The 25,456-nt window shown below is 68.1% G+C and carries 24 protein-coding genes and 1 pseudogene; 6 read left to right on the top strand and 19 right to left on the bottom strand.

Annotation, left to right across the window (positions count from 1 at the left end; genetic code table 11):
* Positions 1-105 precede the first annotated feature (105 nt).
* The 10 genes and pseudogenes from ACFVJ3_RS23880 to ACFVJ3_RS23835 form a co-directional block, all read right to left on the bottom strand.
* Positions 106-843 (bottom strand): anti-sigma factor domain-containing protein, encoded by a 738-nt coding sequence (locus tag ACFVJ3_RS23880; protein WP_378454388.1) that lies wholly within the window; start codon positions 841-843, stop codon positions 106-108.
* On the bottom strand, positions 836-1,414 hold the full coding sequence (locus ACFVJ3_RS23875; RefSeq protein ID WP_378454399.1) for a sigma-70 family RNA polymerase sigma factor: 579 nt from the start codon (positions 1,412-1,414) through the stop codon (positions 836-838). The genes ACFVJ3_RS23880 and ACFVJ3_RS23875 overlap by 8 nt, the downstream gene beginning before the upstream one ends.
* 33 nt (positions 1,415-1,447) lie before the next feature.
* Positions 1,448-3,250 (bottom strand): annotated as a pseudogene (locus ACFVJ3_RS23870) (zinc ribbon domain-containing protein); the annotation flags it as partial.
* 722 nt (positions 3,251-3,972) lie between these two features.
* Entirely contained in the window at positions 3,973-4,773 is an 801-nt protein-coding gene (locus tag ACFVJ3_RS23865; RefSeq protein ID WP_378454387.1) for a DUF1295 domain-containing protein, read from the bottom strand.
* Positions 4,770-6,080 carry a class I SAM-dependent methyltransferase gene (locus ACFVJ3_RS23860; RefSeq protein WP_378454398.1) on the bottom strand — a complete coding sequence of 437 codons (1,311 nt, stop codon included), beginning with the start codon at positions 6,078-6,080 and terminating at the stop codon, positions 4,770-4,772. The genes ACFVJ3_RS23865 and ACFVJ3_RS23860 overlap by 4 nt, the downstream gene beginning before the upstream one ends.
* A complete protein-coding gene (locus tag ACFVJ3_RS23855; protein WP_378454386.1) occupies positions 6,077-7,459 on the bottom strand; it encodes a class I SAM-dependent methyltransferase in 1,383 nt (460 codons plus the stop codon). Before ACFVJ3_RS23855 ends, ACFVJ3_RS23860 begins: the two co-directional genes overlap by 4 nt.
* On the bottom strand, positions 7,456-8,196 hold the full coding sequence (locus tag ACFVJ3_RS23850) for a DUF1365 domain-containing protein (protein ID WP_378454385.1): 741 nt from the start codon (positions 8,194-8,196) through the stop codon (positions 7,456-7,458). Before ACFVJ3_RS23850 ends, ACFVJ3_RS23855 begins: the two co-directional genes overlap by 4 nt.
* The gene (locus tag ACFVJ3_RS23845; protein WP_378454384.1) at positions 8,193-9,527 is read right to left on the bottom strand and encodes an NAD(P)/FAD-dependent oxidoreductase; all 1,335 of its coding nucleotides are present in this window, start codon (positions 9,525-9,527) and stop codon (positions 8,193-8,195) included. Before ACFVJ3_RS23845 ends, ACFVJ3_RS23850 begins: the two co-directional genes overlap by 4 nt.
* The gene (locus tag ACFVJ3_RS23840; protein WP_378454383.1) at positions 9,520-10,167 is read right to left on the bottom strand and encodes an alpha/beta fold hydrolase; all 648 of its coding nucleotides are present in this window, start codon (positions 10,165-10,167) and stop codon (positions 9,520-9,522) included. The genes ACFVJ3_RS23845 and ACFVJ3_RS23840 overlap by 8 nt, the downstream gene beginning before the upstream one ends.
* A 172-nt stretch (positions 10,168-10,339) precedes the next feature.
* Complete coding sequence (locus ACFVJ3_RS23835; protein WP_378454382.1) at positions 10,340-11,008, bottom strand: fasciclin domain-containing protein; 669 nt, start codon at positions 11,006-11,008, stop codon at positions 10,340-10,342.
* 162 nt (positions 11,009-11,170) lie between these two features.
* On the opposite strand from ACFVJ3_RS23835, the gene ACFVJ3_RS23830 reads away from it, so the two are divergent.
* Entirely contained in the window at positions 11,171-11,773 is a 603-nt protein-coding gene (locus ACFVJ3_RS23830) for a lipocalin family protein (protein WP_378454381.1), read from the top strand.
* Here the strand turns inward: ACFVJ3_RS23830 and ACFVJ3_RS23825 are convergent.
* Positions 11,752-13,233, bottom strand: coding sequence for an SDR family oxidoreductase (locus ACFVJ3_RS23825; RefSeq protein WP_378454380.1), 1,482 nt, complete (start codon positions 13,231-13,233; stop codon positions 11,752-11,754). The genes ACFVJ3_RS23830 and ACFVJ3_RS23825 overlap by 22 nt on opposite strands.
* A 59-nt stretch (positions 13,234-13,292) precedes the next feature.
* On the opposite strand from ACFVJ3_RS23825, the gene ACFVJ3_RS23820 reads away from it, so the two are divergent.
* Positions 13,293-14,645 carry a TIGR01777 family oxidoreductase gene (locus tag ACFVJ3_RS23820; RefSeq protein WP_378454379.1) on the top strand — a complete coding sequence of 451 codons (1,353 nt, stop codon included), beginning with the start codon at positions 13,293-13,295 and terminating at the stop codon, positions 14,643-14,645.
* Here ACFVJ3_RS23820 and ACFVJ3_RS23815 read toward each other — a convergent pair.
* Positions 14,626-14,994 (bottom strand): MmcQ/YjbR family DNA-binding protein, encoded by a 369-nt coding sequence (locus ACFVJ3_RS23815; protein ID WP_378454378.1) that lies wholly within the window; start codon positions 14,992-14,994, stop codon positions 14,626-14,628. The two genes, ACFVJ3_RS23820 and ACFVJ3_RS23815, sit on opposite strands and share 20 nt — an antisense overlap.
* A 77-nt stretch (positions 14,995-15,071) precedes the next feature.
* Complete coding sequence (locus ACFVJ3_RS23810) at positions 15,072-16,187, bottom strand: acyl-CoA dehydrogenase family protein (protein ID WP_378454377.1); 1,116 nt, start codon at positions 16,185-16,187, stop codon at positions 15,072-15,074.
* Positions 16,188-16,355: 168 nt separating this feature from the next.
* On the opposite strand from ACFVJ3_RS23810, the gene ACFVJ3_RS23805 reads away from it, so the two are divergent.
* Genes ACFVJ3_RS23805 through ACFVJ3_RS23795 form a run of 3 tightly spaced genes read left to right on the top strand, consistent with a single transcriptional unit; the run spans position 16,356 to position 19,598 of the window.
* A complete protein-coding gene (locus ACFVJ3_RS23805) occupies positions 16,356-17,588 on the top strand; it encodes an aminotransferase class I/II-fold pyridoxal phosphate-dependent enzyme (RefSeq protein WP_378454376.1) in 1,233 nt (410 codons plus the stop codon).
* A complete protein-coding gene (locus ACFVJ3_RS23800) occupies positions 17,588-19,135 on the top strand; it encodes an NAD-dependent epimerase/dehydratase family protein (protein WP_378454397.1) in 1,548 nt (515 codons plus the stop codon). The genes ACFVJ3_RS23805 and ACFVJ3_RS23800 overlap by 1 nt, the downstream gene beginning before the upstream one ends.
* Before the next feature lie 43 nt (positions 19,136-19,178).
* Positions 19,179-19,598, top strand: coding sequence for a carboxymuconolactone decarboxylase family protein (locus ACFVJ3_RS23795; protein WP_378454375.1), 420 nt, complete (start codon positions 19,179-19,181; stop codon positions 19,596-19,598).
* Positions 19,599-19,614: 16 nt separating this feature from the next.
* Here the strand turns inward: ACFVJ3_RS23795 and aztD are convergent, their stop codons facing one another.
* The 4 genes from aztD to aztB all read right to left on the bottom strand — a co-directional run bounded on the left by aztD (position 19,615) and on the right by aztB (position 23,904).
* Positions 19,615-20,769, bottom strand: a complete 1,155-nt coding sequence (gene aztD / locus ACFVJ3_RS23790; protein WP_378454374.1) for a zinc metallochaperone AztD — start codon at positions 20,767-20,769, stop codon at positions 19,615-19,617.
* 75 nt (positions 20,770-20,844) lie between these two features.
* Positions 20,845-21,756 carry a zinc ABC transporter substrate-binding protein AztC gene (gene aztC / locus ACFVJ3_RS23785; protein ID WP_378454396.1) on the bottom strand — a complete coding sequence of 304 codons (912 nt, stop codon included), beginning with the start codon at positions 21,754-21,756 and terminating at the stop codon, positions 20,845-20,847.
* A gap of 5 nt (positions 21,757-21,761) precedes the next feature.
* Positions 21,762-23,036 carry an ABC transporter gene (locus tag ACFVJ3_RS23780; RefSeq protein WP_378454373.1) on the bottom strand — a complete coding sequence of 425 codons (1,275 nt, stop codon included), beginning with the start codon at positions 23,034-23,036 and terminating at the stop codon, positions 21,762-21,764.
* A gap of 13 nt (positions 23,037-23,049) precedes the next feature.
* Positions 23,050-23,904 carry a zinc ABC transporter permease AztB gene (gene aztB / locus ACFVJ3_RS23775; protein WP_378454372.1) on the bottom strand — a complete coding sequence of 285 codons (855 nt, stop codon included), beginning with the start codon at positions 23,902-23,904 and terminating at the stop codon, positions 23,050-23,052.
* 18 nt (positions 23,905-23,922) lie between these two features.
* On the opposite strand from aztB, the gene aztA reads away from it, so the two are divergent.
* A complete protein-coding gene (gene aztA, locus ACFVJ3_RS23770) occupies positions 23,923-24,555 on the top strand; it encodes a zinc ABC transporter ATP-binding protein AztA (protein WP_378454371.1) in 633 nt (210 codons plus the stop codon).
* Here the strand turns inward: aztA and ACFVJ3_RS23765 are convergent.
* Positions 24,539-24,931: a VOC family protein gene (locus tag ACFVJ3_RS23765; RefSeq protein ID WP_378454395.1), complete on the bottom strand. Its 393-nt coding sequence runs from the start codon at positions 24,929-24,931 to the stop codon at positions 24,539-24,541. The genes aztA and ACFVJ3_RS23765 overlap by 17 nt on opposite strands.
* 26 nt (positions 24,932-24,957) lie before the next feature.
* Entirely contained in the window at positions 24,958-25,434 is a 477-nt protein-coding gene (locus ACFVJ3_RS23760; protein WP_378454370.1) for a VOC family protein, read from the bottom strand.
* Positions 25,435-25,456 lie beyond the last annotated feature (22 nt).

The raw sequence follows: 25,456 nt of genomic DNA, 5'->3' as shown, positions 1-25,456 counted from the left end.
CCATCCTCCACCGCCGCCGCCGCTAATACAAAGCAGCCAACGCCTGACGGGTAGTTCCATACGTGAGTGGCGATGCGTGCCGGGGCACGCTTCGCCACTCACGTGTCAGGTGAGGTTCACCGTCGCGAAGATGTCGCCGGTCGGCTGGGTGGAACCGCCGGGCGGCTCCACACTGAATCCGAGCGCCGTGGACTGGTCGATGTCGTTCACGACCGCGGTTGTCGACGGTGAGACGTCATCGGCTTCCATGATTCCCGCGGACACCGGCTCGTGGGACGGTCCGAGCAGCCACATCTGATAGACGGAACCGGACTCGGGCGGTGGGACGTCGTTCATCACCAGCACTCCGGCGTCGACGTCCTTGGAGTACACGACGGTGGCCGAACCGCCACCGGCGATCGGTGCCACCGCCGTGCGGACGTCGTCGGCCGCGAGGATTTGTGCGGGCACGGGTTGGCCGTCCTCGCTCTGCAACTGCTGGGCAACGGTGATGCCACCCACGGCGAGGACGATCACCGCGGCCGCCGCACTCAGCGCCGCCACGAGACGCCTGCGCTTGCGCGCACGAACCTCGTCCAGTGCTATCGGTGCGGGCGCGGCGGCAGTGCCGGGCAGTGCATCGAGGATGCGCCCGAGCAGGTAGTCGGGCGGATCGACCGCGGTGGACGCGGACTGGGCGGCCATCGTTTCGTGCACGCCGCGGACGGCGTTGTCGAATTCGAGGCGAACATGGGGCGGTGCGCTCTGGACCTCGGTGTCGATCTCGCGACGCTGCTGATCATCGACCGCGTCGAGGGCGTACACCTGAGCGAGGTCGAGGATTTCGTGCTGGGACTCATCCATCGGACTGCACCCCCAGACATTGCTTGAGCCTGATCAATCCGTCTCGAATTCGTGATTTCACCGTGGGAAGCGCTACGGACAGCCGTTCCGACACCTCTCGGTACGTCAGCCCCCCGTAATACGCGAGGACCACGGTTCTCTGCTGGACTTCGGTGAGCGTGCCGAGGCAGTCGACGACGTCGCTGGTGTCGCCGCGTCGGGTGACTTCTTCCGACACCGCGTCGAACGGTCCGTACCAACTCGACGCGCCGTAGGCGGCCTCCCGTTCGGTGCCGGACTGCTCCGACCGCACCCGGTCGACGGCGCGGCGATGCGCGAGGGTGATCAGCCACGACAGCGGCGACCCCTGCTTCGGATCGAATTTCTCCGCGTTGTTCCAGACCTGCAGGTACACCTCTTGGGTGGTTTCCTCGCTGTATCCGGGATCGCGCAGGACCCGCAGCACCATGCCGTACACCCGCGCGCTGGTGCGTTCGTAGAAGTCGCTGAAGGCATCCCGCTCGCCGTGTGCGATACGCGCCAGCAACGCCGTCAGCGTCACGTTCTCCGTGTCCCTGTCGACGCCAGTCATCGGCCCATTCCGTTCATCGATCCACAGCGTCTGCGTAGATCTCATACTATCTGCCAATGGTGTGACGATTGTTGGAGATCGACGTGTGTCACGGCTACCCGCATCACCGTTCGGTGGTGCGGGTTTGACCGTGTCCCACACCGACGCTTGGGATGCAGGAACATGCTGTTTCGGAGTCACCCCCATCCGCGGTGTTGCGGTGGGCAGGCTGCGGCGGACCCGGCGATGCCGCGGCCTGCTCGGCGTGGGACCGTTCTTGTCCCGGGACTTGCGGACCGGCGCGTGCTCGGCGACCCGGATCGTGGGCAGCCGCCCCCGCCGCCGGGTCACCTTGCCTTTGCCGAGCAGCGCCCGTTTGGCCAGGTTCACCCCGGCGACGTGGTCGCGGTTGCCGCCGACCAGGCAGCGGGAACACCACGCGGTGTGATAGCCGCCGGGACGGGCGAGCGGTTCGTCGCAGCCCGGACATTGCGCGGACGATCCGCGGGCCGGCACTGAGACCACCGCGATTCCCACACCCGCGGCGGTGTGCGCGAGGGCGGTAACTGCTTTGCGGCGGGCGGACTGCGCGGCCCGGTTGTTGTTGACCCGTCCGTGTCCGCGGGTCTCGAGGGTGGTGAGGTCCTCCACCCCGATCACCTGCGCGCCCGCCGCGGCGGCGTAGTCGGTGACCTGGCGGGCGAAGTGGAACGCCAGTTCCCGGTTGATCTTGCCCCGTTTGACGCCCACCGCAGTCCGGTGGTCATTCAGGACGGCGATCTTCGCCTCTAGTTGGGCGCGGGCCTCGGGTGGGGCGGTGGCGGCCAGCCGCGTCAACCGGGCCGCCTTGCGGTGCAGCAACTGCCCCTCGGCCTGTAGTCGCGCCAGTTTGATCCCGAGGCCGCGGTCGTCGTAGGTGAAGCCCCGATAATCCGAGGACAGCCCGTCCGAGTTCTCGATGGTGATGGCGGCGGCACCGAGGGTGGACGGGGACCAATCCACCCCGACCGCGACGGTGGCCGATCCCAGGTCACCGGCGGGGACGAGTTCGGTCGCCGCGCACCGCCAGAGTAGACCCCGGCGGTCGAGGACGAGGGTCGGCAGATGCCAGTCGGTAATCGCCCGGTCGAGCAGGTGCCCGGGGATGGCGGCGGTCAGCCGGACCCACCGCCACTGCGCCCGCCCCGCCGGGGCCGGGCATGTCGGTAGCTTCACCGTCAACACCAACTCACGCTCTGTCGCGGTGATCTGCGCGAGCTGCCGATCGGCGGCCGACAGCCGGGCCATCGCCGCGACCTGTGGTGGTCGCTGGATGTCGGTGATCCGCAACCGCGCCGACTGCGCCCCGTCGGTGCGGCGAGAGTGCGCGACGAGCTGGCGCCGTACTCCCCGGGCGAAACCCATTGGCACCCAGTCCGCAACGGCGGTGGGCGGGGTTATCCGACCGGTGGCCGGGTCGAACCGCTCAGACAGCGCCGCGATCGCCGCATCCCGATAGGCCAGGGTCCGCAGAGACGCCATGACCTGCGCCGTCACCACCCTGGTCACGCGCGAGGGCACGTAGACCCCGTCCGCGTAGACCGGATTCCAGCCCAGGCGGGCCGCGGCGACATGTCCCTGTGCGGGCAGCCTGCGGCCCGCACAGTCCCGTCCGGCTGCGAGCACATCGAACGTAACCGGCTGCCACAGCCGCGCCGTCAACTCGCCGCCGGCGGCCTCGATCAGGTCGAGCAGCCACCTCACCCGGGTGTCGACGTCGTCGAGTCCGACCGGTTCGCCGGTCGCGTCGTCGACCGCCACGTGGACGCGGGTGGTGAACGCGAACTGCCGCGGCGCAGTCGATCCCGGCCCGCTCATGCCGGCCGATCGGGCGACTGGCGCAACCCGAAGGAACTCGGGCTCATCCCTCTCCCGAGAAGAGCCGCCGCCGCCCGACAAGCTCATCGATTACCTCCATTCCCCACGGTCTGCTACCCCACCTCTCGCAGGGCCTCGACTATAACGCCGACCTCCGACAAGTACTGCTCGATCCGGGCCACCGGCGAACCGGGGCAATCGATCCCGCCACATCGCACCACCGCGTGCCGGCCCACGGGCCGCGTCGTCGAGCATCCGCCTGCGCCCCGCCCGCTGCTCCCCTGGGACACGGACCACGATCCCGGTGACGCCGAGATCTCGCACCAATAGCATTATCCCGCAACATTTGTCCTGATCTGTCAACGACACCTCCTGCCCTGCCGAACCCGGCACCCGGCACCCCAATACCTCCGCCATCTCCGGAGTCGCTCCCGCACAACCCGATACAGTCCTGCCGAGATAGGAGCCCTGGTCCGCGGTCGCAGAGTTGGTGACCCGAACCCGCGCGCCGAGACGGCAACCGACTCTCCGTCGGCGCCCTTGCGCACCCGACGACTGGCAGCCCACGAACTCCGCAGCCACCAATTCCCGGTCATAGACAGGGGCAAAAACTGATCGAGCGTATTCGGATCGTTTGGCAACAGCTGAGAGCCTAATAGCAGGTTGCGGCCGGTGTGGCCACGTCTGGATCCGAGGGGGTGCGAGCGATGCCGGCATGACACTCACCGCTTCGGCGGCAAGGGGAGGAAGTAGCTGGTTCGCTGCTGGTATTCGGGGTAGCCGGGACGCTGCGACATCGACTTCTCGAGCAGTTTCGCCCCCGTCGCGAACACCAGGAAATACGTCATGACCACGGGAGACAGCACGGTGACGGCGCCGGGCCACACGCTCGCCGCGATGAGCCACAGGCCCCACCACACGCAGGAATCGCCGAAGTAGTTCGGGTGCCGCGTCCACGCCCACAGTCCGACGTCCATGATCTCGCCCTTGTTGGACGGGTCCGCCTTGAACGCTTTCAACTGGTGATCGCCGACCGATTCGAACACGACACCGACTAACCACAGGAGGACACCGAGCACCCCGACGACCGCGCCGATACCGGATGCGGACCCGAGCACGGCCGACACCTGCAGCGGCAGCGAGACGAACCACTGCGCGAGTCCCTGCGTGAGAAAAATCTTCCTGACGACGACACCGGGCGAGTCACCGCCTGCCCGGTCGAGCATCTCCACGTAGCGCGGGTCCTCGCCCTTGCCCGCGGACTTGGCGTACATGTGCCAGGTCAGTCGCAGACCCCACACCGCGACGAGCACCGCCAGCAGCCAGCGGCGCAGTGGGTCGCCGTCGCCGATGACGGCGGCCACGAGCGCCACCAGGACGAAACCGAGGCCCCAGGACACGTCGACGACGTTGTAGCGTCCGATCCGCCGGCCGACGAGGAACGTCGCGGCCTGGAGTACGGCGAGCACCAGAACGCTCGCCGCGGTGACGGCGCCGAAGTCGGACCAGTCGAATCCGTTCATCGGAGCACGCCGGATCCCGCGGAGTCGACCCGCACGGCGGGCATCATCGACTGACCCGCCGCGGTCGGCTTCACGGCCAGGATCTGATCGACGCCCATGCGGCCCTGCTCGAAGCTCATCCCGCCGCCGACGAGGTACAGCCGCCACACCCGGGCCATCTCGAGCCCGACCATCTCGACGACGTTGTCCCAGCGGGACTCGAACTTCTGCAGCCAGGCGTCGACGGTCCAGACGTAATGCTCGCGAAGACCGTGCACGTCGCGCACCTCGAGCCCGGCTCGATCGAGGTACGCGACGCTCTCTCCGACGGGACGCATGGTCATGTCGGGAGCTATGAACGACTCGATGAACGGGCCGCCGCCGGGATGGCGTCCGGTGCGCGACATCTGCTGGATCAGCACCCGCGCACCGGGCTTCGCGTTGTCGTACAGGGCCTGCGCGTACCGGGCGTAATTCTTCTCGCCCACGTGCTCACCCATTTCGAGGGAGGCGACGGCGTCGAACGGGCCGTCGGGAACCTCGCGGTAATCCTGCAGACGGATCTCGACGCGGTCCTGCAACCCACGCTCGGCGATCCGCTTGTCGATGAACACCTTCTGCTCACGGGAGATGGTGACACCGACGACCTGTGCGCCGTATTCGGCTGCGGCGTGGAGGCTCAGCGATCCCCAGCCGCAACCGACGTCGAGTAGCCGCATGCCGGGTTCGAGACCGATCTTGCGGCACACCAGGTCGAGCTTGTCCCGCTGGGCGTCCTCGAGTCCGTAGTCCGAATCCTGCGGCGTTCCCGGCGCATTCCGGGTGAAATAGGCGCACGAGTAGGCCATCCGCGGGTCCAGGATCAGGGCGTAGAAATCGTTGGAGAGATCGTAGTGGTGGCTGATCGCGGCGCGGTCCCGCAGCACGCTGTGCAGCCGGCCGCGGATGTTCGCCTGCGTGGTGGGTGCGGGGAGCGGCCCGCCCACGACTCCCAGCTTCGCGGCGACGCGCAGCACCTTCGCGACGGACGACGGACTCGGCCGGACTCCGCCGAGCCCTCGTTCGCGGGCCACCGCCCACACGTGTGCCAGGGCCTCGCCCAGGTCGCCCTCGACGTCGATCTCACCCGTCACGTAGGCCTGTGCGGCTCCGAGTTCCCCGGGGTTCCACAGCAATCGGCGCAGGGCGTCGGGGCTGCGCAGCACCACCTTCGGCGCCGTCGGCGGGCCGGCTGTGCTGCCGTCCCACGCGGTCAGATGCACGGGCAGTTCGCCGCGGACGAGCGGACGCAACGCCTTGTCGAGTTCGGCGGCAACGGTCACGGTCAGGCTCCCGTCTTGTCGAGGACGAGCTGCTGGACGTCGATGTAGCCGGAGCGGAACCCGGCTTCCGAGTAGCAGAGGTAGAAATGCCACATGCGACGGAACGTCTCGTCGAATCCGAGTTCCTCCGCCTGCGAGCTGTGCGCGGCGAACCGCTCCTTCCACAACCGCAGCGTCTCCGCATAGTGCTGTCCCATGCTCAGGCGTTCCCGCAGCCGCAGTGCGGTGTGTTCGGCGGTGACGGATTCGATCGCCTCGGTCGACGGGAGGAATCCGCCCGGGAAGATGTACTTGTGCACCCAGGTGTAAGTGTTGCGGGTCTGCAGCATCCGATCGTGCGGCATGGTGATTGCCTGCAGCGCAACCTTTCCACCCGAAGCGAGGAGTTTGTCGAGCACCCGGAAGTAGGTGGCCCAGTACTGATGCCCGACGGCCTCGATCATCTCCACCGACACGATGGCGTCGTACTCGCCGTCGACGTTGCGGTAGTCGAGCAGGTCGATCTGCACGGTGTCCGCGTGGCCGGCCTCGGCGACGCGCCGGCGGGCGAGGCTCTGCTGTTCGCTGGACAGCGTCACCGAGCGGACGACGGCGCCGCGTTCCGCCGCCCGGATGCACAGTTCTCCCCAGCCCGTCCCGATCTCGAGCAGCCTGGTGCCGGCACCGACGCCGGCCTCGTCGAGCAGCCGATCGATCTTGCGGCGCTGCGCGTCCGCGAAATCCTCCCATTTCGGGGTGACCTGTGGGACGGGTGCCCGCAGGACCGTCACGTCCCGCACCTGCCCCACCCGGGTCGGGGTCGACGAGAACAGTGCGCTCGAGTACGTCAGCGTCTCGTCCAGGAACGTCTCGAACATCTCGTTGGACAGGTCGTAGTGCCGGGAGATGTTGGAGCGGGTGTTCTGCTCGGTGTTGCGTTCCTGGGCGGGGTGCTTGGCGACATAGAGTGCGCGCAACCGCTGCAGCGGGCGGGGAATGAGGGTCGCCATCCGTGAGGCGAACACGCTCAGCACCGCGGCGAGATCCGGCGACGTCCAATCGCCGGCCATGTACGACTCACCGAAACCGATAAGACCGCTCGTCCCGACCCGCCGGGCGAACGCGTCGGGATTGCGGATGATCATGCGCGGCAAGATCTCCTGTTCCCGGCGAGCCCCCACCAGGGCGCCGTCCGGGTACTCGATGCGGACGTCGAGGTCGGCGGCCGCGCGGCGGAACAGGCGGTCGGCGACCTTCGCCGACACCGAGGCACGCAGACCGGTCGGCACGTCGGCCAGACCCGGCCAGATCCGGTTGTCGATCCGCGGATCCTCGCCGGTGAACACGAGGTCGGCGGTACTCACGGCAGGCGATGCGTCCATATCGGTGTCCTTGTTCCTTCTCACAGAACTGTCTCCTTCTGCCGGCCGTCGGGCCGAGCCGTGACGGGGAGTCCACGGGCCCACAAAGTGATTCCCTGGATGCGAATGCGAGCCGACACCACGAGAGGTGCCAGGGGAGTGCGTAGTTGAGTCCTCAAAACCGTGCGGTGGGTGGCGGGCTGCCGCGTCCCTCGCACCGTCGCGGTGAACGGGGCGTGCCCGTCCCGGTGGAGCACCACGTTCAGCGAGAGCGTGCCGCCGGGCTCGGGGAGCCGCAACTCGTAACGGCCGCTCACGTCGTTGAACGGTGAGACGTAGAACTGCTTGTCCACCTCGGCGTGGTCGCTCCTGTCGGGCCGGATCAGGTAGCTGTGCCGCTGACCATAGGTGTTGTGGACCTCGGCGATCACACAGCGGAGGCTGCCGTCGACGTCGTGGCACCAGTACACGCTGAGCGGGTTGAACACGTAGCCGAGCACGCGCGCGTTGAGGAGCGCCGTCACCGGCCCGCCGCGAAGGTCGACTCCGTGGGTGGCGAGGAACGCATCCACCCTGGCGCGCAGCGTGTCCGCGCCGGCGCCGGGGTCCGGTTCGAAGTGGTCCTCGGCGCGGAATCGGGCGAACGGACCGAGCCAGCCGGGAAGGCGGGGAAGGTCGTCGACGTCGACGTACCAGCTGTAGCTCGAATACTCGAAACTGTTGCGGACAGGTTCGATGCGTGCGTGCCGGATCGTCGTCGAGTAGATCGCCGGCGCGGTCACGACACCGTCTCCCGTTCGCGGTGTCGTCCGGCATGCGTATCCCACGATCCGCCGATCCGTTCGGCGGCGCGCAGACCCGACACCGCCCCGTCCTCGTGGAACCCCCAGCCGTGGTACGCGCCCGCGAAAGCGAACGTGCCGGAACCGAGTTCGCGCAACCGCGACTGCGCGGCCACGGAGTCGGGGGTGTAGACGGGGTGCTCGTACGTCATCTCGGCGACGACCTTCGACGGGTCGACGAGGTGCTTCCCGCCGAGCGTGACGAGGAACCGCCGGTCGCGCACCGTGTCCAGGCGCATCAGCCGGGTCATGTCGTAGGTGACGATTACGCCCGTCGCATCTGTGCTTGGAGTCAGGTAGTTCCAGGAGGCCCGGGCCTTCTCCGCGCGGGGGAGCAGCGACTCGTCGGTGTGCAGCTGAGCGTGATTGACCGAGTACGGCATGGCGCCGAGTATCTCGGTCTCGAGGTCCGAGGCGTCGCCGAGCAAGGCGAGCGCCTGACGGGGGTGGACGGCCACCACCACGGCGTCGAAGTACCGGACGTCGCCGCGGCCGTCGACGACGCACGCGCCCCCGTCCGGAGTGCGTTCCATCTGCTGCACGGGAGTTTCGAGAAGTATCTCGTCGAGGTGTGCCGCCACCTTCTCGACGTAGCGGGCCGAGCCGCCGGTCACGGTGCGCCACGTGGGTGACCCGAAGACGGTGAGCATTCCGTGGTGCTCGAGGAAGGTGAACACGTAGCGGGCCGGGTAGTGCGCGGCCGTCGTGGGATCGCACGACCACACCGCGGCGACGAGCGGCGTCATGAAATTCTCGACGAAGTACGGGCTGAAACCGTTGCGGCTGAGGAACTCGCCCAGCGACTCGTGCGCGCTCTCGTCTTCGACGGGGGTGTCGAGCACCGTGCGGGCGCAGCGGTGGAACCGGAGGACCTCGCCGAGCATCCGCCAGTACCGAGGCCGGGCCAGGTTGCGCGCGGTGGGGAACAGCCCGCGGATCCCCTTCGCGCCTGCGTATTCGAGCCCGTTCACGTCGGAACGGATCGACATCGACATGTCCGAATCCTGGGTGGCCACGTCGAGTTCTGCGAACAGGCGCAGCAGGGTGGGGTAGGTGCGGTCGTTGTGCACGATGAAGCCCGTGTCGACGTCCACTTCTGCGCCCGAGTCGAGCGTCAGGTGGTGGGTGTGGGCGTGGCCGCCGAGACGGGCGTCGGCCTCGTAGAGGGTGACGCGATCGTGGCGGGACAGAACGTAGGCGGCGGTCAACCCTGCGACGCCGCTGCCGATCACCGCGACGTTCCTGCGTTCGAGCTTCTCCGAATCATGCATGGCGACCTGCTTTCCGGTCAGTCGGTGCGGCCACGACACCTTCCGCAGTGAAGGCGTCGAGAACGAAATCGGCGGTGATGCGATGCCACCACCGAGGCCGGGTGAGCATGAAGTGGCCGGCTGCTGTCAGGGGAGTCCACGAGGCGTTCACCCCGCGAGCCAGCGCCTGCTCGGTCTGGACCCGGGAGGAGGTGGGATCCGTCCAGCGGTCGGCGGTTCCGTGCGCGACCATCAGGCTGCGGTCGGCGGGCACCAGTTCGCCGTCGGACTCGGGCCACCAGGGCGCGAGCGCGGCGACCGCCCGGACGTTGTCGAGGGCGGCGAGGTGGGCGGCGGCGCGGCCGCCCATCGAATGCCCGACGACGGCGACGGGGACGTCCCCGAACCGCAGCCGGGCTCGCTCGACGGCGACCCGGGCGTCGTGCACCGGGCTGGCGTCGGGGGCGTTCCATCCGCGGACCCGGTACTGCAGCCGCTCCACGACGATTCCGTGCCGCCCGAGCGTCGACCTCAGAGACCAGGCCATCCAGGTCATGCGCAGATTCGACAGGTGCCAGCACCGCGAGGGCGCCTGACTGCGTGGTTTGCCGCCGGGCAGTACGAGTACGTACGCCGGGGCGGTGGGTGAGCCTTTCTCCATAACCGTTATTCGGAGCTGAGTTTGCGTCGGATGGGCGCACCCGCAACCGCTCACGTGAGTGGCGAAGCGTGCCCGAGCACACCGTGGCACTCACGTGGGGCACGCGAGAAGCCCGGCGGCATCGGTGTGGAACCGATGCCGCCGGGTGCGGAGAACTGTGAGACGAGGGTGCCTACTGGGGCATCAGGACGGAGTCGACCAGGTACACCGTGGCGTTGGCGGTCTGGACGCCACCACAGATGACGCCGGCGTCGTTGACCTTCAGGTCGTCGCCCGAACCGGTGACGGTGACCGTGCCGCCCTCGACGGTCGTGTGCTGGCCGTCGATGTCACTCGGCGCGATCTGGCCGGGAACCACGTGGTAGGTCAGGACCTTGGTGAGCAGCGCCGGGTCGGTCTCGAGGGTCTCGATCGTGGCCGGGTCGACCTTCGCGAACGCGGCATCCACCGGCGCGAACACCGTGAACTGGCCGCTGTTCAGCGTGTCCACCAGGTTGACCTGCGGGTTGAGCTGACCGGATACGGCGGCGGTGAGGGTGGTGAGCAGCGGGTTGTTGGACGCGGCCGTCGCGACCGGATCCTGCGCCATGCCGCTGACCGAACCGGCACCGTCCGGCACCGTCTTCGCGTACTCGGCGCACCCCGGACCGACCAGGTTCGCGGCGGGATCGGCCATCGCGGACGAGGTCATCGAACCGGACGACATCGACTCGGACGTCATCGCCTCCGAGGCCGAGCCGCTGCTGCTCGACGAGTCGCTGTCGTCCGACGAACACGCTGCGCCCAGCAGGACGAGGGACGTGCTCGCTGCGACTGCCAGAACTCGTGTGGTGATGTTCATGGGTTATTGCCTCTCTCCGGTGTGGGTGCGGATGAGCACCATCGACAGACATTCGGAGCGGTCTCCCGAACGGATGGGTCGAGGTTTTCCCGGATCGACCCATCCGATCCGGAAGAGGCGTCGAATGCCCAGAGAGACCGCATGATCGTGAAAGGACTCGAGATGACACTCTCGAAGGCACGTGGATTCGCCGCAGGACTGCTGACCGCCACTGCGGCCGCGGTGCTCGCGGCGAGCCCGGCACAGGCTCAGCCCGGTGCGCTCGCACCCGTCCAGTCCCTCGACGTCCCGAGGTACCTCGGCACGTGGTACCAGTTGGCCGCTGTGCCACAGCCGTTCAACCTGGATTGTGCGCGGGACACCAGGGCGACGTACGGGCTCGTCGACCCGTCGAACGTCAGCGTCGCCAACTCGTGCACCACCTGGGCGGGAGGGACGAACGGAATCAACGGCAATGCGCGTGTCAACGACCCGGTCACCAATGCGCAACTCCACGTGAGTTTCCCGGACGTGCCGTTCCAGAGTTCACCGGACGGTCCCACCAACTATGTGGTCACCTACATCGCCGACGACTACTCGTGGGCGCTCGTCGGTGACCCGGCACGGGCTTCGGGTTTCGTCCTCTCCCGCAACCCTGCGGTCGACGACGCGGGGTGGAAGCGGATCCGGCAGGTGGTGGAATCGCGTGGCTACAATTCGTGCCTGTTGCTGACGTCCCCGACCACCGGTGGCCGAGAAGGAATTCAGCCGCTCTGCACGGTCTGACGGGCTGCGGAGCCGGTGATGTTCTCCATCATGCCTTTGAAGATGATTCCGTGGAACGGCAGGATGGAATACCAGTACAGCCTTCCGGCGAGGCCTTTCGGGAAGAAGATGGCCCGCTGATCGAGTCGGGACCGGTCGGAATCCACACTGCGGACGCGCCATTCGAGCCACGCCCCGCCCGGTGCCCGCATCTCGGCGCGCAGTCGGAGCAGCGACCCCCGGTCGATGCGTTCGACCCGCCAGAAATCCAAGGGGTCACCGGTGTTGAGCTGCTTCGGGTTCCGGCGTCCACGGGTGAGCCCGACACCGCCGACCACGCGGTCGAGCCAGCCGCGCACCGACCACGCGAGTGGGAACGAGTACCAGCCGTTCTCACCGCCGATGCTCTCGACGACGCTCCACAGCGTTCCGGCGTCCGCGTCGCAGTCCTTGGTACGTTCGTCGGTGTAGACGACCTCACCGGCCCAATCGGGATCGGACGGCAACGGATCGGACGGGGCGCCGACCGGGGACGCACTGGCCCACGTGGTCTCCACCTCGCCGTTGTCGATGCGCCGCAACGCTAATCGCACGGCGTCCCGGTACGTGGTCAGACCTGCCTTCGGCGGTGGGATGACGTCGTCGATGTCGTGCTCGGAGGCGACGGCGTCGTTGTGGAGCGATTCGATCAGCGCCCGGCCGAGCGAGCGGGGGATCGGGGTCACCAGACCGATCCACAGACCGGCGAGCTTCGGGGTCAGCACCGGGAGGACGAGGATACGACGCTGACGCAGACCGGCGACCTCGGCGTACGTCTGCATCATCTCGCCGTAGCGGATGACGTCGGGGCCGCCGATGTCGAACGTGCGACTGCGCGGCAAGGGTGCCTCGGCCGCGGCGACGAGGTAGTGCAGCACGTCGCGGACCGCGATCGGCTGGATCTTGTTGTTCACCCACCGCGGGGTGGTCATCACGGGGAGCCGGTTGGTGAGGTGGCGGATCATCTCGAACGACGCCGATCCGGAACCGATGACCACCCCCGCCTGCAGAACCATTGTGGGAACACCGGAGTCGACGAGGATCTGCCCCACCTGTGTGCGGGACCGAAGGTGCGGAGAGAGGTCCACCGCGTCGGGATGCAGTCCGCCGAGGTAGACGATCCGGCCGACACCGGAGGTGCGGGCCGCCTCGGCCACGTTCTCCGCGCTGACGCGTTCGGCCTCCTCGAACTCGTCCGAACCACCCATCGAATGCACGAGGTAGTAGACGACGTCCACGTCCGCGAAAGCGGCAGAAAGGGATTCGGGATCGCTCAGGTCGCCGCGGGCGATCTCGACGTCGGACGCCCACGGGACGTCGGTCAGTTTCTCGGGTGAACGCACCAGCACCCGCACGCGGTAGCCGGCTTGCGAGAGCCGGGGAGCGAGGCGTCCGCCGATGTATCCGGTGGCACCGGTGACCAGTGCACGTAACTGCGTCATTCCCACACGCTACTCGTCGTTGTCACCGCCTCGCCCGCTATCGCGGCTAAGGTCGGGTCATGGGCATCGTGCATTCGAGCGTGGTCGAGGCCTCGCGGGACGAGTTGTTCGCCTGGCACACGCGGGCCGGCGCGTTCGCCCGGCTCTCACCGCCCTGGCAGCCGCTGAGCCTGGCGAAGGAATCCGAGTCTCTGGAATCGGGGCGTGCAGAATTGCGCATGCCCGGCGGCCTGACGTGGGTCGCGCAGCACGACGCGAAGGAGTACGACCCTCCACGCAAGTTCGTCGACTATTCGGCCGCGCTGCCGCTGCGCCTGCTGGTGCCGTGGCGGCACACGCACACGTTCGACGTGGTGTCCGAGGACCGGACCCGGGTCACCGACCGGGTCGACACGATCGTGCCCGGCCACTTCCTGCGGTCGACGTTCGTCTACCGCCACCGCCAGCTCGCCGACGATATGGACCGGCACCACTGGGCGTCCACCCTCCTGCCGGGTCCCCTCACCATCGCCGTGACGGGGAGCTCCGGTCTCGTCGGCTCCGCCCTCACCGCGTTCCTGAGCACCGGCGGGCACCGCGTGATCCGTCTCGTGCGGCGTGCTCCCAGCACACCCGACGAGCGGCGCTGGAACCCGGACGCTCCTGCCGCGGACCTGCTCGACGGAGTCGACGCCGTGATCCACCTCGCCGGCGCGTCCATCGCGGGACGGTTCACCGACGGTCATCGCCGGGCGATCAGGGACAGTCGTATCGAGCCCACCCGTCGGCTGGCGGAAGTGGCGGCCACGTCCGGGCAGGGACCGAAGATCTTCGTCAGTGCGTCGGCGATCGGGTACTACGGCCCCGACCGGGGCGACGAGGTGCTGCACGAGCAGGACCCGCGGGGCGACGGCTTCCTCGCCGACGTCGTGGCGGACTGGGAGGACGCGGCGAAGCCGGCCGCCGACGCCGGACTGCGGGTGGTCCACGTCCGCACCGGGATCGTCCAGTCCCCGAGCGGCGGCGTGCTGCGCCTGCAACGGCCGCTGTTCGAGGTCGGACTCGGAGGTCGTCTCGGCACCGGAACGCAGTGGCTGTCGTGGATCGACATCGACGATCTGATCGACGTCTACCACCGCGCTGTCGTCGACTCGGGGTTGAGCGGTCCGGTAAACGCGGTGGCGCCGAATCCGGTTCGCAACGAGGAGTACACCGCAGTCCTCGCGTCGGTGTTGCACCGCCCGGCCTTCCTCCCGGTGCCCGATTTCGGGCCGAAACTCCTGCTCGGGGAGCAGGGCGCACGCGAACTCGCCCTCGCCGATCAGCGCGTCGCCCCGGGCACGCTCCTCGCCCGCGGCCACCGGTTCCGGCGTCCGGACCTCGACACGGCGCTGCGCCACCAGCTCGGGCGGTTCAAGACCGACGAGGGGTAGCGCGCCCCGCGTCGTACGCCGCCACGACGCGCTTCGGGGCGGTGAGGCGCCAGGCCTCCTCGACGAGTTCGGCCAGTTCTTCGGCGTCGACGCGGTCGAGGACGACGTCGATCCAGCCCCACCGTCCGAAAAACGGTGCGACCAGGAAGATGTCGGGATCCTCTTGCAGCAGGGCCGCCTGCGTTTCCTTCGTTGCTTTGAGGCAGACGGTGGGGGCGCCGTAACCGACGAGACCGAACATCTTCTTGCGCACGCGGAACGTCGGCTGGTCGTCCCAGTTGGCGATCACCACTTCGTGCGCCTCCGGCAACGCCAGCATCATCGCGCGCACGTCGTGTTCGGTGGGCATCACAGCTCCTGGTCGGGCGGTCGGTTGTCCGGGACCCTTTATATCCCCGACCACCGACAGCCCGGACCGCGACGGGGTCAGACGAACGCGAACTCGTCTCCGGCGTGGAACTTGGCGAGCGACTCGGAGACCGATCGCCGGGACGGCGGGTGGAAGGCGAATGCGTGAACGGCGGCGGCGAGGTAGCCGATGTCGGAGGACTTGATGAACGCGATCCCGCCGAGCGATTCGACGGCCGCCGCGGACGCGCGGACGAGTGCGTCCCGAATCGCGATGCGCGAGAACAGCAGCCGCACCGAGATGTCCTGTCCGCGTTCGCCTTCGTCGACGGCGCGGGCGATGTTCTCGATTGCGGCCATCGCGTTCTCCACGTCGGCGGCGGCCCGCACGTAACCCTCGTAGTCGTCCTTGCCTGCCGCCAGGAGCCGCTCGAGCAACGCGCTGGCCGCGCCCAGGTAGTTCGCGGTGACGAGCATGCCGAACCACAGGTACCCGGTCATCTCGTGTCGCCCGTCGGGGTCGTCGGCGCCGTTGAGGAGGACGAGGTCGGCGGGCACCGCGACGTCCTCGAGGTGCACCTCGTCGCTCTCGGCTCCCGCGAGAATCCAGCTCTCCCAGAACGGTCGCACCGTAATGCCGGGGGTGTTGGCGGGGATCAGCGCGATCGCCCGCTCACCGGTCTCGACCTCCACGCTGGCGGTGAGCAGGTCCATCGAACTCGACAGGCTGCACGGCTTCTTGCTGCCGTTGACGATGTAGCTCGACCCGTTCCTGGTGGCGCTCATCGTGGGGATGAATACGTTGCCGCCGGTGACGCCCTCGGAGAAGCCGGAGGCGATGACGGCGCGTTGTTCCACCAGGCTCGTGATCAGAGCGCGGTCCTCGTCCGTCGCGTCCTGCGCGAACTCGTTGAGGGTGGCGAGCGACAGATGGTGCATGGTGGTGGCGGCACCGAGCGAGGGTGACCTGCTCCCGATCGCTCGCTGGACCCGCACGGAGTCCAGCGCGGAGGCGCCCAGCCCGCCGGACTCCTTCGGGATGGTCAGTGCGGTACCGCCCGCGTCCCGGAAGCGTCCGATCGCCCCGCTGTCTCTGCCTTCCAGCGTCAGCAGTGGTGTCTCGTCCAGGTAGGTGGCGAGGTCGGGCAGGTACGACTTCAGCGCTGCGTGTTCACGGGCCATCAATGCGGTCATGACACTCCTCGAATGTGTTCGCGGAAATTCCGGATCTCCAGGGAAATCCATAGGCACATTCGGAGCGAGGAGTAATGCGGTTTGGTCGGTGCCACCAAACCGCATCGGCGACCGCTCCGAATCAACGGAGAAATCCCGATCATGCACACCGCGAGGAGATTGGTATCGATGGCTGTGAACAGATTGATCCAGAGGCTGGGTGGCGACGACCGGGTAGATCTGCTCCGGGCAGTTCGTGAGTCCGACGTGAGTCCGTACTTCCGGGTGATGGAGTCCGCCACCGCACCCGTCGTCCAGGTGGAAGGCGCCGACCGGATCATGCTCGGTTCCAACAACTATCTCGGGCTGGCCGATCACCCCGCCATCCGTCAGGGAGCGCAGGACGCCCTCGACACGTTCGGTGGGGCGATCACCGGAAGCCGGCTCCTGAACGGCACCATGGACCTGCACCTCGACCTCGAGTCGGAAATCGCCGAATGGCACGGCACCGAGGACGCCATGGTCTTCACCACCGGTTATCAAACGAATCTCGGCACCATCAGTGCCGTCGTGGGTGTGGGTGACGTCGTCGCCGTGGACTCCGCCGCGCACGCGTCGATTCGAGATGGATGTGCTCTGTCCGGTGCCACGATCCGCAAGTTCCGTCACAACGACGTCGCCGACCTGGAGAACATTCTCGGGGACACTGCGGACGGGGACGGCGCGGTGCTGGTGATCGTGGACGGGTTGTATTCGATGGAGGGCGATCTCGCCCCACTCGGCGCGGTCTCCGAACTATGCGACCGGTACGGTGCGGCTCTGATGGTGGACGAGGCGCACAGTCTCGGCATCTTCGGCGCGCAGAGGACCGGCGCCGCCGAACTGCTCGGCATCGACGGCAACACCGACATCCGCATGGCATCGCTGTCCAAGAGTCCCGGCTCCACAGGAGGATTCATCGCGGGGTCCCGTGATCTCCTCGACTCGCTTCGAGTGAATGCCCGTGCCTTCCTGTTCACGACGTCCGGTGTTCCCGCCGCGGTGGGGGCGTCGCTCGCCGCGGTGCGCCTGATCCGCAGCGAGGAGGGGGAACAACGCGCACGACGCGCGCTGGACAACGCCGCGGTCCTGCGATCCGGACTGGCGGACAACGGACTCGACGTGGGTGCGCTGTCGCCGCTGCCCGGCGGTGGTGAGACGGTGACGCCCATCGTGGCCGTCCACATCGGCGACGACCTCGAGGCGATGAACCTCTGGCGTACCCTGTTCGACAAGGGCGTGTTCACCAGCGCGGCACTCTATCCCGCCGTTCCCCGTTCGGGGGCGATGCTCCGGTTGTGTGTCATGGCCACCCACACGGACGCACAGTTGCGGCGGGCGGTGGAAGTGATCTCCGAGACCGTCACGGAGGCCGCGGCGTGATGAAGGTGGCCGTCACCGGTGCGACGAGCGACTTCGGCGCCGCGATCCTTCCTGTGTTGCTGGCAGATCCGGACATCGACACGGTGATCGGGCTCGGCAGGCGGGAACTGCCGTTCGAGCATCCGAAACTCGAGTCCGTCCGGATGGACATCCGCGACCCGGGCATCGAGGACGTGTTCCGTGGCTGCGAGGCCGCGGTCCACCTGGCGTTCGTGGTGGAGGAGATCCGGGACAAGACGGCGACCCACGACATCAACCTGAGGGGTTCCCGCAACGTCATCGACTCCGCCTACCGCGCCGGCGTGCTGCGCGTCGTGATCGCATCGAGCATCAACGCGTACGGTCCGGAGTTGCGGCCGAAGCCGGTGAACGAGGACGTTTATCCCGCAGGCGATCCCGACCGATACTATTTCCACGACAAGGCCGAGGTCGAGCATTACGCCGAGTGGTGGCTGCGCCGCCATCCAGGGGAGATGGCGATCTCGATGCTGCGTCCCACCTACATCATCGGACCGGACTTCTCCAACGACGGCATCGACCAGCTCACCGGTCCGGTCGGGGCCTTTCCGCGGGCCGACGACGCCGCGTACCAATTCCTGCACCAGCGGGACATGGCCGACGCGTTCCATCGCGCCGTGAAGCAGGATCTGGTGGGCCCGTTCAACCTCGGACCGCGGGACTGGGTGGGTGTCCGCGAACTCGCGGCGATGCAGGGGCAGCGGATGTTCGACGTGCCCGAACGACCGGCGGTCGTGGCGGCGAACGTCGCGTTCCGGCTCGGGCTCACCGCGTTCTCCGGCCAGTGGGTGACCGCGGGGGAGACCGTCGTCGATTCGACGCGCCTGACCGAGGCGACCGGCTGGGTGCCGACGCTGACGGCCCGGGAGTCGGCGGCCGTCATGATCCTGCTGCAGGGGAAATCCCTGTTGCGCAGGGAAGATGCCCTGGAACGCCGCATCGCCTGCGAGGCGGCGCTGGAGCCGGCGTCCGAATTCGTCGGCGTCGACGGCCGCGGGCTCGAGCACGTCCAGATTCCCGCGGCAACCGGTGCCGTGCACGCCGAGGTTCACGCGGCGCGGTCGGGCGGCGCGGCCACCGTGGGGTCGGGCGGCGCGGCCACCGTGGTCCTGCCCGCGCCACCCGGGCTCCACGCGCGCTATCTCACCCCCTTCGCCGCGGAGTTGGCGGAGAACGGTGTCGACGTCGTCGTCGTGGACCTCCCCGGGCACGGGTTGAGCACGGGGAAGCGAGGGCTTGTGACGGTGGCCGGGGTGAACGACGCCCTGGCGGTTGCCCTCGGCTACGCCCGGATCCGGTTCGGTGCCACTCCACTCGTGGTGAGGGTCGGTGACGGGACCGAGCGCGTGTCGCGGCCGGGACGATGGCGATCGAAGGTTGCCCGCTCGCGGACCCACGTGTCGGTCAACCCGGCCGACGGACTGCTCCCGCGGAGGCTGCGGTACGAGGGTGGGCTGGGGCATATCCCGCACGCCTACTCCGTCCGTGACGTCGTCTCACTCACCCGCGCCGATCGCGTCGACTCGTAGAGTGACTCCTGAACACGTAGACGCTGTGAACAGGAGTGAACCCATGACCAGTGAAGAACCCGGGAAGCGGAGTCCGGCCGTCGAGGCGGGTCTGGCGGTGCGGCGTGAGGTGATGGGCCCCGACTTCGTCGAGCGGGCACTCACCCGAACCGCAGGGACCGACAGTGAGCAGTTGCAGGAGTTCGTCACCGAGCACGTCTGGGACGCCGTGTGGAATCGGCCGGGGCTGGACCGGCGCAGCCGCAGCCTCCTCACCCTCGGCATGCTCATCGCGCTGCGTGCACACGGTGAGCTGAAGGGCCACGTGCGGGGTGCACTGCGAAACGGTCTGACCCGCACCGAGGTCGTCGAGGCGGTGATCCACGCGAGCGCCTACTGCGGCGCCCCCGCCGGGTTGTCGGCGATGGCCGTGGTGCAGGAGGCGCTCGACGCGGAACTGGGACCGCTGGAAGCCGAAGGCTGACGCTACGGTACGCGAATCAGCCCGCGACGCCGGTGATCTCGTTGGGGGTCTCCGGCAGGTCGGCCTGCCCGGATACGGTCCAGGTGTCGAGGTCGATCGTGTGGATCTTCTTGTTCGCGGGGTCGGTCACGTAGGCGGTGTGGTCCTGCACGTACAGCGCGGGCCGCGGCGACTGCCACTTGTCCGGCTCCGTCCACGGATCGATGATGTCGACGGTGCGGCTCACCGACTTGCTGTTCGGGTCGATCACGTGCACGGCGCCGTCGGTGCCGAGGACGAGGGCCTCACCGTGCGGGGCTCGCCCGAGCGAGCGGAACGTGTAGCTGGTGCCGAGGTCGACGAGGGTGAGTTGTCCGGTGGCGGTGTCGGTGAGCGAGACCCGTTCGGGGCGTTCGAGTTCGGCGTCGGGGTCGGTCTTGTAGTCGCCCAGGATTATCGGTGAATCCTCGTCGCCGGCCTGGTTGCCGATGCGCCCGTAAGGGTCGGGGCTGGTGACCTTGGTGATGACGCCGTCCCGGTAGATCAGCAGGCCGTTCTGGCACCCCACGACCACCGTCTCGTCAGCGGCGACGGCCTCACCGTGCACACCGGGGCAGTCCTCGTTGCGCGCGACCTCCTTGCGATCGCGGTCGAGTACGACGATGCCGGTGCGCTCGTCCTCGTTGCCGACGGTGGTGAGCAGGCTGCCATCCGAGAGCTCCACGGCCACTCCGTGATGCGCTTCCGGCGTCGTGAACTCGGTGGTGTCTGGTGTGCCTTCGGACAGTCCGGCCGGATCGAACACGCGCACCAGTCCGGTGCCGTCGTCGAACAGCACCGTCCTGCCGTCGTGGCGGACCACGTGCCCGGGTGTCTTCGCCTCGAACGCGACGTCGATGAGGGCGGGTTCGGCGGTGTCGAGGGCGGTGAAGCTGTTACCGGTGCTGACCAGCACGTGCCGGTCGTCGCCTGCGGGGTTGAGCCGGGTGAAGCCGTCCACCTCGGCCGAACCGACCACCTCGAGGCTCTGCCCGTCGAGCACCAGCACGCCGCCGTCGTAACTCAGTGCCAGCCGCGGTGTGGCCGAGTCGGTGGTGGTCGCTTCGGCTGAGCCGGAGTCGGTGGAGCAGGCTGTCAGAAGTGTCGCCGAGAGTGCCACGGCGGCAACGGCGGTGGGGAGAGGTCTACGCATAAGGGTCACCCATGAGAATTAACTCGTATTGCAAACGGTTGTCAAAGTCGGAAGTGTGCATGTGAGAATGCATCGCTACGCGAGCCCCTTCGCGATCGCCAGGGAATTCGAATCCATCATCTCGACGTACGTGCCCGCGCCCGAGTCCTTCTCGCCCAGCGATTCCGTGAACAGCGAGACGACGTCGACGGGAACACCGGCCTCCGAGGCCAATACCTGCGCGAGCCGATCGGGCTGGGAGGAGTCGACGAAGATCGCAGGAATCCGCGCCGCGGTGATCGTCGCGGCGAGGTCCGAGAGGTCCGACGCGCTGGGCGACGCCAGGGTGGTACCGCTCGGAATTACCGCCCCGATCGTGTCGAAGCCGAAACGTTCGGCCAGATAACCGAAGACGTGATGATTGGTCACCAGCTTTCGCCGATCTGCGGGGACGGTCGCGAATCTGTCCGTCATCCGAGTAGTGAGTTCCTCGAGCTGCCGGGCATAGTCCTCGGAGTTGCCGCGGACGGTGTCCGTGTCGATCTCCGCCACGTGTTCGATCACCGCGTCGCGGATCAGGGCGACGGCCTCGCGCATCCGGTCCGGATCGGTCCACACGTGCGGATCCGCGGTGCCCGTCGACTTTCCGGAACGGTATTCGATCGGCCGCACCGATTCGCCGACCTGCAGGATCGGGACTCCCTCGGAGCGGGCCGTGTCGACGGTCTTGCCGATTCCCTCCTCGAGCCCGAGACCGTTCGACACGAGGAGGTCGGCGCGTTCCACCCGCGCGGCGTCCGAGGCGGAGATCTCGAACGAATGAGGATCGGCGCCTCTCGGCATCAGCACCATCACGTCGGCCTGGTCGCCGACGACGTTCTGCACCACATCCCCCAGAATGTTCGTGGTCACGACCACGAGCGGCCCGTCGGACGCGCCCGGGGTGCACGCGGTCACGGACAACGCCGCGAGTGCGGTCAGCAGGGCCAGCGGCAGCAGGCGCCGCATCCTGCTCACAGCCCGACCACGCCGAGCGTGGACGCGGCGACTCCGACGTCGAGAGTTCGTGCCACCCGCGCGTCGTCCCGGAAGTCGATCTCGGTCACCGTCTTCGACGCGGGATCCGAGACGTATGCGCGGCTGCCGCCGACGACGACGGCAGGCGGGGCCGCGGACTCGGTGCTCCAGTCGTAGGGGGCGGCCAGCACGTGGGACGAGGCGGTCTCCGCGCCGGTCGTCGTGTCGTACACGCGGAAGGTGCCGTCCGCGAGGACCGTGAACACGGACCGACCGTCGCCCGCCGGTGCGACGCTCAGCACCCGATCCGGGGTCCGGACGTGCGTCCACCCGCGGGTGCGCGCATCGAAGACCAGCACCCCGTCATTGGTGGCGGCGGGTCCGGCGGCGGCGACGTGGATCGGGAGGCCGTCGTGTCCGCGGAACGAGGTGGGTCGGGTGGCGGCGTCGATGCCTGCCGGGTACGGAACCTTCTCCGACGTCCAGGCCCCGGCGGCGGTGGTCGCGACGAACAGTCCGTCGTCGCACGCGGCCAGCACGTTCGTGTCGGACACCGCCGTGCCGTGCATGTTCGGGCAGGCAGTGTCGAAGCTCTGCTGGACCTCCCCGTCCGCGGTGTGGACCTCGAACGTGCCGGGGCGGGAATCGGTTCCGTCGGCGGCCGAGTGCGACACCACGAAACCGTCGGCGATCGGCAGGGCGACACCGTGGTGCGGTGCGTCGGCGTCCACGACGGTCCCGACGTCGATGCTGTCCTTGCGGAGGGCGGCGAAGTCGATCACGCGGGCGACGCCGTCGCCGTTGAAGAACGTCGCCACCTTGTCGTCGCCCTCGATCACGTGCGTCGGCTTGCCGCCCGCGAGGGCGCCGAGTTCGAACGGTGGCTTGGTGTACGAGTGGGTGTGGTCACCGTGGTCGATGGTCCAGGAACCGGCGTCCAGGACATGCACGGCGCCGCCGGCGCCGTCCACCGCGAACGCGTAGCGGTCCTTCACCGTCGTCACCCGCGTCGGATTGTCGAACTCGAACGAATGGAGAGTCTCGGCGGTCGCGAGGTCGAGCACGTCCACGCGGCCGGAGTCGGCGTCCGACACGACGAGCCGGGGTTCGGGCCCCTCGACCTCGGTGGATCCGGCTTCGGCGGCGAGGTCGCTACCCGGTTGGCTCCGGCCGTCGGGGGACGCGGCCTCCTCCTGTGGGGTTGCGCAGGCGCCGAGGGTCAGTGCGGCGACCGCGGCAATTGCTGCGCGGGCGAGGGTCGTGTTCGGCATTCATGGTCTCCATCTATCGAACGGGTATCGGAGTGGGAAAAGCGGCAGGCCGGTGTCGTCGCGCTGCCGACCGGGCGAGGGCCGCGACGAAGAACTGGAGCACGGCGATTCCGGCGATCGTCGCGCCCGCGGCGGTGTCGGCATTCCACGACACGATCAACCCGGCGAACGTGGCGGACCAGCCGAGGAGCACGGCAATGACCATCGTCGCGCCGATCGACCTGCCGAACAGTGCTGCGGTGGCGGACGGGGCGACGAGGAGGCCGAACACGAGCAGGGTGCCGACGATGCGGAACGAGGCGACCACCGCGAGGACCACCAGTGTCAGGAGCGCGAGGTGCGCCCACCGCGGCTGCAGACCCAGGGTGTGGGCCTTGCGTTCGTCGAAGACGAGGGCGACGAAGGGGCGGTACGCGATCACGGAGACGATCCCGGCGACCGTGGCCGCCGCCGCGAGCCAGATCAGATCTCCCCGCGTCGCCGACAGGACGTCGCCGAACAGGAAGGCTGTGAGATCGACCGCGAACGACTTTGCGCGCGAGACGATCACGACACCCAGCGTGAGCATGCCGACGAACAGCAGGCCGATCCCGGTGTCCTCGGACAGTCGCGAGTTCTTCGAGACCCAGGCGACGCCGAGGATCATGACGACCGCACTCGCAGCCGCGCCGACGAGGAGATTCGCGCCGGCGAGATAGGCGACGGCCACTCCGGGCAGCATGCCGTGTGAGATGGCCTCGCTCATGAAGGCCATGCCGCGCAACACGACCCACGTGCCCACCAGTGCGCAGAGGACGGACACCAGCATTCCCGCGAAGAGCGCGCGCCGGACGAAGGAAACCATCAGGGGGTCGAGTAGCCACTGCACTCTGCTACTCTAACGATAATGATTGTCGTAAGCGAAATCGTGGTCCGATATGGCGCGACCCCCGCGTTGAACGGCGTGAGCGCGCGGCTCGCGCCGGGCACCGTCACGGCCGTCGTGGGGCACAACGGGTCGGGGAAGTCGACGCTCCTGCAGTGCCTGGCGGGCATCGCGCGCCCGACGACGGGACGAATCGACGGAACGAGGGGGTTGGGCATGGCGTATGTGCCGCAACGCAATGCGGTGAGTGATCAGCTACCGCTGACCGTGCGCGAGGTGGCGGCAATGGGGGCCTGGCATCGACGCGGATTGTGGCGACGGCTCACTCCCGGCGACCGCGGCGCCGTCGACGAGGCGCTGGACAGGCTCGGTATCGCGGACCTCGGCGGGCGGCGGATCGGCACACTGTCGGGCGGACAGCGTCAACGCGCCCTGCTCGCGCAGGCGCTCGTGCAACGCGGCGACCTGCTGCTCCTCGACGAGCCCACCACCGGTCTCGACGCGGAAGCCCGCGCCGTGATCGGCGACGTCGTCGGCGAAGAGGCCGCGCGGGGAGCGATCGTCGTCGTGGCCACGCACGAATCCCACGACGCGGAACGCGCCGACCAGGTGCTGACCCTGTCGTCGGGGGTGCAGCTCACCCCACTTCGATGATGACGAGCTTGTTGCCGTCCGGATCCCGGAAGTAGAACATGGGCGGCACGTAGTCGCCCATCCGCATGACCTCCGCGTCCACGTCGACGCCGTTCGCCGACAGGGTCGCATGGTCGGCGTCGGCGTCCGAGGTGGTGAGGCGGATGCCCGTCTCGACGCCCGCGGGGACGCCGTCGCGTGCAGGCACGAGCGCGATCGACGTCGCCGATCCCGGTGGCGCCACCTCTACCCACCGCTGTCCGGGGCTGAACTCCGCATCCATACGGCGTTCGAAACCGAGTGTGCCCAAATAGAATTCGAGCGCCCGATCCTGATCCGTCACGGGGACCGCCACCGTGTGCACACCGTTGATGTGGGTCTTGCCGTCCTCGGCCATGCCGTTCACCTCCTCGTCGGCAGGCGTCACGCCTGCTCGAACGCCTTCTCGAGTTCGGCGACGTCGAGTTTGCGCATCTTCAGCATGGCCTGCATGGCACGCTGCGCCTTGTCGGTGTCCGGGTCGCGCATGAGTTCGTACAGCCGCTCGGGGACCACCTGCCAGGAGACGCCGAAACGGTCCTTGACCCAACCGCATTGGCTTTCCTCGCCGCCGTCGCCGGTGAGGGCGTCCCAGTACCGGTCCACTTCCGCCTGATCCTTACAGAGGATCTCGAAAGAGATGGCCTCGTCGAACGTGAACTGCGGGCCGCCGTTGAGCGCGATGAACGGTTGTCCGTTGATCTCGAAGGACACCGTCAGCACCTGTCCCTCCGGGCCGGGAGTGTTCGGACCGTAGTGGGTGACCTCCGTGATCCGCGAATTCGGAAACAGGGACGTGTAGAACTTCGCGGCCTCTTCACCTTCGGTGTCGAACCAGAGGCAGGGGGTGATCGGTTTCATGGCACGTTCCTCTCGCAGGTCC

Source organism: Rhodococcus sp. NPDC127593, assembly GCF_042671975.1.
Classification (GTDB): Bacteria; Actinomycetota; Actinomycetes; order Mycobacteriales; family Mycobacteriaceae; genus Rhodococcus_F.
This window is presented reverse-complemented; position numbering and strand designations above follow the sequence as displayed.